Here is a 6,965-nt window from a genome sequence, read left to right as displayed (position 1 = left end):
CCACACCCCCTCCCCCCCCCCCCCCCCCCCCCCCCCCCTCCCCCCCTCCCCCCCCCCCCCCTCCCCCCCCCCCCCCCCCCCCCCCCCCCCCCCCCCGGTTGTGCTGCCCGACACGCTCGAACAACGCATCAAGGCCTGCACCGCCTGCCACGCCGGCAAGGAGCGCAGCGACGCCTTCTTCCCGCGCATCGCCGGCAAGCCGGCCGGCTACCTGTACAACCAGTTGCTGAATTTCCGCGACGGCCGCCGCCAATACCCGCTGATGACCTATATGGTCGAGCACCTGCCGGACGCCTACCTGCGCGAGATCGCCGCGTATTTTTCGCAGCAGCATCCGCCGGCGGCGCCGGCCCGGCCCAGCGCCGCCGCGGCGGCCGTGCTGGAACGCGGCCGCAGCCTGGTGACGCTGGGCGACCCCGCCAAGAAGGTGCCGGCCTGCATCGCCTGCCACGGCGAGCAGCTGAGCGGACTGGCGCCGGCCATCCCCGGCCTGCTGGGCCTGCCGCGCGACTACATCAACGCCCAGTTCGGCGCGTGGAAAAACCAGGTGCGCCAAGCGCATACGCCCGACTGCATGGCCGAGGTCGCCAGCCGCCTGTCCGACGCCGACATCGCCGCCGTCTCCAGCTGGCTCGGCACCCAGGTGGCGCCGCCCGGCGCCCGCCCGGCCACCACCATCACCCGGCCGCTGCCGCTGAAATGCGGCGGCGTGCCAGAATGAGTCCGCTACCCATGAAAAAAATCCTCCTCGTTGGCGGCGCCGTGCTGCTGCTGGCCGCCGGCGCCGCCCGGCTGCTGCTGTGGCCGGCCGACGACAGCGGCGCGCCGGCCGCCGCCGCCACGCTGGCGCCGGCCGCATTGGTGGCGCGCGGCGCCTACCTGGCCAGGGCCGGCGACTGCATGGCCTGCCACACCACCCGCGGCGGCGCCGCCTACGCCGGCGGACGGGCGCTGCAAACGCCGTTCGGCAGCGTGGTTTCGCCCAACATCACGTCCGACAAGCAACATGGCATCGGCGCCTGGAGCGCCGACGATTTCTGGCGCGCGCTGCACAACGGCAAATCGAAGGACGGGCGCATGTTGTACCCGGCCTTCCCCTACACCGAATACACCAAGGTCAGGCGCGAGGACGCCGACGCCATGTACGCCTTCTTCCAGAGCGTGCCGGCGCAGCCCAAGGCCAACCAGCCGCACCGGTTGCGCTTCCCGTACAACCAGCAGATCGCGCTGGCGGCCTGGCGCGCGCTGTTCTTCAAACCGGCCGTGTTCAGGCCCGAACCGGCCCGCGGCGCCGAGTGGAACCGCGGCGCCTACCTGGTGCAGGGCCTGGGCCATTGCGCCTCCTGCCACAGCAGCCGCAACCCGCTCGGCGCCAGCGACGGCGACCTGTCCGGCGGCCTGATCCCGGTGCTGGGCTGGTACGCGCCCTCGCTGACCTCGGACGCCGAGGCCGGCCTGGGCGATTGGGACGCCGGCCACATCGCCCAGTTGCTGAAGACCGGCGTGTCGCCGCGCGCCAGCGTGTTCGGCCCGATGGCCGAGGTGGTGCGGGCCAGCCTGCAACACCTCGACGACGCCGACATCCAGGCGATGGCCGCGTACCTGAAGTCGCTGCCCGGCCCGGCCGCGCCGGCGCCGGCGCCGCCGGCGCCGCCCGACACCTCGGCGGCGGCGCAGGCGCAGCTGGCGGCCGGCGCTACATTGTACGAGAGCCATTGCGTCGAGTGCCACCAGGCCGACGGCCGCGGCCAGCCCACGGCCTACCCGCCGCTGGCCGGCAACCGCGCGCTGACAATGGAGGAGGCGGTCAACCCGATCCGCATCGTGCTCAACGGCGGCTTCGCGCCCGGCACCGCCGGCAATCCGCGCCCCTACGGCATGCCGGCCTACGGCCCGCTGCTCAGCGACGCCGACGTGGCGGCGGTGGTGACGTATCTGCGCCGCTCCTGGGGCAACCAGGCCGACGCCGTCTCGGCCCTCGAGGTCAACCGCTACCGCGGCGTGCCGCTGGACTAGGCGTTCGGCGCGCACCACGCAAAACGCCCGCCCGGCGCGCCGTCGCAACGGCAGGCCAGGCGGGCGCAGCGCCCCACACCCGCTGTTAGCGCAACTTGCTGCGCTCGCCGGTGGCCAGGTCGAGCGCGAAACGCACGCCGTTTTCGGTCAGCATGACTTCCTGCGGCGGCTCTTCGCCGGCCAGCGCGCCGGAAATGACCGGCAGGCCCTCGCCCTTGCGGATCAAGGGATCGCAGCGCTCGTAGACGTTGGCGCAGCCGGTGCCGGCCATCAGCGCCTGCACGATCGGCACCTTCCACGCGTCGACGCCGCCGGCCTGGAACTGGCAGACCAGGTAGCCGCCCGCGCCGCCGTAGAGGTCGACCAGCAGGCCCGGCAGGCCGTCCTCCTCGCCCTTGATGAGCGAGAGCAACTGGTTGGCGCCGGCCTTCTTCAGGGTGGCGGCGCGCTTCTCCAGCGCGCTCTTGACGCGGCGCTTGATCATCGCGTGGTCGACCGGCTCGCTTTCGTCGAAGGTCCAGACCCGGGCGCGGATCTGCGACTTCGAGTTATAGGCCGCGCGCGCCAGGAATTTTTTCGCCGAGGACTGTACGATGGCCGTCGAGCCGGGCTTCATTTTTTCCTGCGGCTTGCCTTCGACGCGTTCGATCGCGGACGCGTAAATCCAGGGTTCGCCTGCCAGCAAGCTCTTTTCCTTGCCCTGTATGATGGTAATGATCAGCATGTAATTCCAGTGGTATGGACCGGCCGCGGCCGGTCATTGTGTCGAGGTGGCGCCGCCGCGCGTGGCGCCAGTGTTCGGCGCGGGTCGCCGGGCCGAGCGGCGTGTTGCGCTCGCGGGGACAGCAAGCGCGCAACACGACACTTGCGCCCAAGGCAGGATGATACCTCATTGTGATACCGCGTTGCCGCCCTGTCGCGGCCGCCGGCATTCTGGCCGGCGCCGGCCGCGGTTCGTCGCAAAGTGCTCCCCGCGCCCGCGCCGGCGCCGTAGCATGCTTGCCATGACACCAATTTTGGCAATCCAAGCACAGCGGACCGGCGCGCCTGCGGCGGCTGTGCACACACGGGGACATGACATGCAAACATCGATCACCGGCGGCGGCGCGCGGCGCCTCGTCTTGGCGGCGGGCGCCGTCGCCCTCTGCGCGGCGGCGGCCCCGGCGGCGGCGTGGGACTGGCCCGCTCGCCAACTCGGCGGCAAGGGCAACGGCAGCGTGCACCAGCAAGCGCGCAGCGTCGGCCATTTCGACGGCGTCGCGCTGAGCGTGCCGGCCGACGTTGAACTGCGCCTGGGCGCCAGCGAAAGCGTCAGCGTCGAAACCGACGACAATTTGCAGGCGCTGGTCGAGACGACGGTGGAAAACGGCACCTTGAAAATCCGCGTCGCCCGGCACGGCGTCAATCTGGCGCCGAGCGTCCTCAGGATCGTGGTGCAGGCGCCCCAGGTCGAGCGGGTCAGCCTGGCCGGCTCCGGCACGCTGTACGCGGCCGAGCTGCGCGCGCCCCAGCTGCGCTTCGAAGTGGGCGGTTCGGGCTCGATCAAGGTCAAGCAGGTACGCAGCGAGGCGGTCTCGGTGTCGATCGGTGGCAGCGGCAACTTCACCGCCGGCGGCTCCACCGGCCAGCTGACCGTGGCCATCGGCGGCTCCGGCAGCGTGCAAACCGGCCAGTTGAACGCCCGCGCGGTGCAAGCCAGCATAGGCGGCTCAGGCAAGGCTGTAGTGTGGCCGAGGCAATCGCTGGCGGCCAGCATCGGCGGCTCCGGCGGCATCGACTACTATGGCGATCCGCAAGTGAGCCGCAGCGTGCACGGTTCGGGCGACGTCAGACGCCTGGGCGCTGCGCCGAGCCAAGGCGACGCCGCCCAGGGGCGACGTTAACGGCGCTACGCGCCGCCGACCAGCTGGTCCAGGCTGTCGGCGTCGAGCAAACCCTCAAACCACCGTTCCAGCTGCTCGGCCGGCGCCGCCTCCACGCTAGCGGCGATGGCCGGCGGCAATTGAGGGTGGCCCTCCAGGCGCGCGCCCAGCTTGTTGGCGAAGGCGATCGGCTACCCGTCGCTGTCGAGCCGCGACAGGTCGATCCAACACGACCAGGCACCCTGGCGGTCGCCGACCGAGGCGCCGCCCTGCTTGCCGCCGTAGCCGGCGTCGCCGCCGTACTGCTGGGCGGCACCTTGGGCTGGTGCTCGGCGGCGGCCGGCCCGGCCAAGCCCAGCGCGGCCGGCATCAGCGCCAGCCGCTTGCGCGGCGACACAGCGGATTTCATGGGGCCTTGCGTGCGCTGCCCGCTCAGTGCTGGTGCTGCGGCGCCATCGCCGGCATCGCGGCCGGGCCGGCCGGGTCCACGTACGTCAGCGCCTTGACCGGCACCGCCAATTCGATGTTCTTGCGTTTCTTGTCCTTGCCCTGCACCACCAGCGTCAACGCCACGGTCTCGCCCTGCTTCAACTGGCGCTTCAGCTCCATCAGCATAATGTGGTAGCCGCCCGGGCCCAGGTGCAGCGTCTTGCCGGCGGCCAGGTCGAGGCCGTCCACCGCGTGCATCTTCATGGTTTGCCCGAGCATTTCCATCTGGTGGATTTCGGCGATGCCGGCCACGCTGGTGCGCACCTCGACCAGGCGCACGTCCTGGTCCGACTTGATTTGCATGAAGGCGCCGGTGGCCTTGCCTTGCGGTACGGTGGCGCGTATCCACGGCGCCGTCACGCTGACCTGGGCCAGCGCGCACGAGGCCAGCGTCATCGTCGTCAAAAATGCGATAAATTGTTTGTTCATTGTCGTTCTCAAAAAAATGGCGGCGCACGGGCGCCCGTATGGCGTAGCGCCGCCGCGGGCGGCGGCGCGCCCGCGGCTGCGCCGTCGCAGCGCAGCAACGCCGGATCGGTAATGAGGGGGGAGCGATCAACGCCGGGCGCGACGAGCGGCGCGCCGGGGCGATCAAGCCGGCGCGGGGGGGCCGCGCGGGCGCGCCGCCGACCAGGCCGTCAACGGCCGCGGCGCACGATACAACAGGAAGGGGTGTGGCGGGTGCCGGCCGACGACGCCGGCAGGCGCCGCGACGGCCGGCGCCAGGGCGAAGTCGCCGGCGTGCGGCAGGCAATAGGCGCAATGCTCGCCGGCCTTGCCGCTGCCCTCCGGCGCGGCGGCGGCGGGCGGTTGCTCCGCCGCCACGAAAGCGGCGAAGGCGGCACTGGCCGGCCCGGCATAGCCGGTGCGGTCGGCGCTGCACATTTCCCAGGCCGGGGCCGGGCCGCGCGCGGCGGCGACGGCGTGCGAAACCGACGGGGCGAGCGCGTTCAGCAGGACCGCGAAGAGCGCGATCCAGATCTGCCATTGCCTCGACGTCAACGATGTCACCATGGCCGACATTATAGCGCTAGCGCGGCGCCTTGACGGTCTCGCGGTCGATCTGCACCGTGGTGGCGCCGTCGGTCAGCCAGATCTGGCCGTCCTGGATGGTGCACTGGAACTGCATGGTGCGCTGGGCCAGCCGCGACATTTCCATCGCCGCTTCCGACGGCAGGTTGATCACCGTCAAGTTCTTGGCCCGCTCCAGCTTGTTGGCGATCTGCTTCCACCACAGGTGGCTGGTGGCGCCGTAGCTGTAGACGATCACCTGCTCGGAGCGGCCGCAGGCCTTCAGGATGCGCTTCTCGTCGGGCTGGCCGACCTCGATCCACAACTGGATCGCGCCGGTCAGGTCCTTCAGCCACAAGTCCGGCTCCTCGGTGTCGAACAGGCCCTTGGTAAACGTCAGCGCCTCGTCGGCGTGGATGGCGAACGCCAGCAGCCGCACCATCATGCGCTCGTCCGTCTCGGACGGGTGGCGCGCCAGGGTCAGCATGTGCTCTTGGTAGTAATTGCGGTCCATATCCGCCAGCTGCAGCTCAGCCTTGAAAATTGTTGCTTTGAGGGCCATCGGGTAACGCCTGCCTAAAAAAAATTACAGTGAATGACTATTTGAAGACGACGGTCTTGTCGCCGTTTTGCAAAATGCGGTGCTCGACAAACCATTTGACGGCGCGCGCCAGCACCACGCACTCGACGTCGCGGCCGATCGCCGTCAACGTGTCGGCGTCCATCGCGTGGTCGACCCGTTCGACGTCCTGCTCGATGATCGGGCCTTCGTCCAGGTCGCCGGTGACGAAATGCGCGGTCGCACCGATCAGCTTGACGCCGCGGTGGTGCGCCTGGGCGTACGGCTTGGCGCCCTTGAAGCTGGGCAGGAAGGAATGGTGGATGTTGATCGCCTTGCCGCCCAGCGCCTTGCACAGGCCGGGCGAGAGGATTTGCATGTAGCGCGCCAGCACCACCAGGTCGATGTCGTGGGTCTGCATCAGCTCGAGCACGCGGGCCTCCTGCGCCAACTTGGCCGCCTCCGAGGCGCCGGCCGCCAGCGGCAGGTGGTGGAAGGGGATGTTGTAACTGGCCGCGAGCTGGTAGAAATCCATGTGGTTCGAGACGATCGCCGGGATCTCGACCGGCAGCAGGCCGCTCTTGTAGCGGAACAGCAGGTCGTTCAGGCAGTGGCCGATCTTCGACACCATCAGCATCACGCGCGGCTTGGTGCGGGCGTCGTGCAACTGCGCGTTGAACTGCATCGCCTGCGCCAGCGCGGCGAAATCGGCGCGCAGCCCGGCGTCGCTGACGCCGCCGTCGATCAGCGCGAAATGCACGCGCATGAAAAACAGCTGCGACTGCTGGTCGCCGAACTGCGCCGAATCGATGATATTGCAGCCGTGTTCGGCCAGGAAGCCCGAAACGCGGTGCACGATACCGCGCTGGTCCAGACAGGAGAGGGTCAGAATATATTCAGGATGCGTCATGGCGGGATCAGGATTACGATAGTGGTCGGTGTGGGTCGGCGGGGCCAAACGGCCAGCCGCAGGCCCGGTATTGTCGCACGACTGGGCCGGGCTGGCCAGAATGCCAAGCATTCCCGAG

At 69.9% G+C, this 6,965-nt stretch carries 8 protein-coding genes; 3 read left to right on the top strand and 5 right to left on the bottom strand.

Annotated features, from left to right (window positions below):
* Positions 1–100: 100 nt before the first annotated feature.
* Together ACFDR9_RS16850 and ACFDR9_RS16845 are read left to right on the top strand one after the other, a co-directional pair.
* A complete protein-coding gene (locus ACFDR9_RS16850; RefSeq protein ID WP_409031748.1) occupies positions 101–721 on the top strand; it encodes a c-type cytochrome in 621 nt (206 codons plus the stop codon).
* 11 nt (positions 722–732) lie between these two features.
* Positions 733–2,016 carry a c-type cytochrome gene (locus tag ACFDR9_RS16845; protein WP_409031747.1) on the top strand — a complete coding sequence of 428 codons (1,284 nt, stop codon included), beginning with the start codon at positions 733–735 and terminating at the stop codon, positions 2,014–2,016.
* Positions 2,017–2,101: 85 nt separating this feature from the next.
* Here ACFDR9_RS16845 and ACFDR9_RS16840 read toward each other — a convergent pair whose 3' ends face one another.
* A complete protein-coding gene (locus ACFDR9_RS16840) occupies positions 2,102–2,740 on the bottom strand; it encodes an SAM-dependent methyltransferase (RefSeq protein WP_409031746.1) in 639 nt (212 codons plus the stop codon).
* A 355-nt stretch (positions 2,741–3,095) separates the two neighbouring features.
* Here ACFDR9_RS16840 and ACFDR9_RS16835 point away from each other — a divergent pair, with 355 nt between their 5' ends.
* Positions 3,096–3,899 (top strand): head GIN domain-containing protein, encoded by an 804-nt coding sequence (locus ACFDR9_RS16835; RefSeq protein ID WP_409031745.1) that lies wholly within the window; start codon positions 3,096–3,098, stop codon positions 3,897–3,899.
* 411 nt (positions 3,900–4,310) lie between these two features.
* On the opposite strand, the gene ACFDR9_RS16830 is transcribed toward ACFDR9_RS16835, so the two are convergent.
* The 4 genes from ACFDR9_RS16830 to purU all read right to left on the bottom strand — a co-directional run bounded on the left by ACFDR9_RS16830 (position 4,311) and on the right by purU (position 6,847).
* Entirely contained in the window at positions 4,311–4,796 is a 486-nt protein-coding gene (locus ACFDR9_RS16830; protein WP_017876628.1) for a copper chaperone PCu(A)C, read from the bottom strand.
* Between the two features lie 162 nt (positions 4,797–4,958).
* A complete protein-coding gene (locus tag ACFDR9_RS16825) occupies positions 4,959–5,381 on the bottom strand; it encodes a DUF2946 domain-containing protein (protein WP_409031744.1) in 423 nt (140 codons plus the stop codon).
* 16 nt (positions 5,382–5,397) lie between these two features.
* The gene (locus ACFDR9_RS16820) at positions 5,398–5,940 is read right to left on the bottom strand and encodes a YaeQ family protein (RefSeq protein WP_017876631.1); all 543 of its coding nucleotides are present in this window, start codon (positions 5,938–5,940) and stop codon (positions 5,398–5,400) included.
* A 37-nt stretch (positions 5,941–5,977) separates the two neighbouring features.
* Entirely contained in the window at positions 5,978–6,847 is an 870-nt protein-coding gene (gene purU / locus ACFDR9_RS16815; RefSeq protein ID WP_409031743.1) for a formyltetrahydrofolate deformylase, read from the bottom strand.
* Positions 6,848–6,965: the final 118 nt, after the last annotated feature.

This window comes from Janthinobacterium sp. CG_23.3 (assembly GCF_046115965.1).
In the GTDB taxonomy this organism is placed as follows: Bacteria; Pseudomonadota; Gammaproteobacteria; order Burkholderiales; family Burkholderiaceae_D; genus Janthinobacterium.
The sequence above is the reverse complement of the archived record's forward strand: the minus strand, read 5'-3'. Positions and strand labels throughout refer to the sequence as shown.

What these genes read in the sequence shown, in the direction of transcription:
- purU (WP_409031743.1), bottom strand. Translation starts at nt 6,847, where the DNA reads ATGACGCATCCTGAATATATTCTGACCCTCTCCTGTCTGGACCAGCGC.
- ACFDR9_RS16830 (WP_017876628.1), bottom strand. Translation starts at nt 4,796, where the DNA reads ATGAACAAACAATTTATCGCATTTTTGACGACGATGACGCTGGCCTCG.
- ACFDR9_RS16845 (WP_409031747.1), top strand. Translation starts at nt 733, where the DNA reads ATGAAAAAAATCCTCCTCGTTGGCGGCGCCGTGCTGCTGCTGGCCGCC.
- ACFDR9_RS16825 (WP_409031744.1), bottom strand. Translation starts at nt 5,381, where the DNA reads ATGGTGACATCGTTGACGTCGAGGCAATGGCAGATCTGGATCGCGCTC.
- ACFDR9_RS16840 (WP_409031746.1), bottom strand. Translation starts at nt 2,740, where the DNA reads ATGCTGATCATTACCATCATACAGGGCAAGGAAAAGAGCTTGCTGGCA.
- ACFDR9_RS16835 (WP_409031745.1), top strand. Translation starts at nt 3,096, where the DNA reads ATGCAAACATCGATCACCGGCGGCGGCGCGCGGCGCCTCGTCTTGGCG.
- ACFDR9_RS16820 (WP_017876631.1), bottom strand. Translation starts at nt 5,940, where the DNA reads ATGGCCCTCAAAGCAACAATTTTCAAGGCTGAGCTGCAGCTGGCGGAT.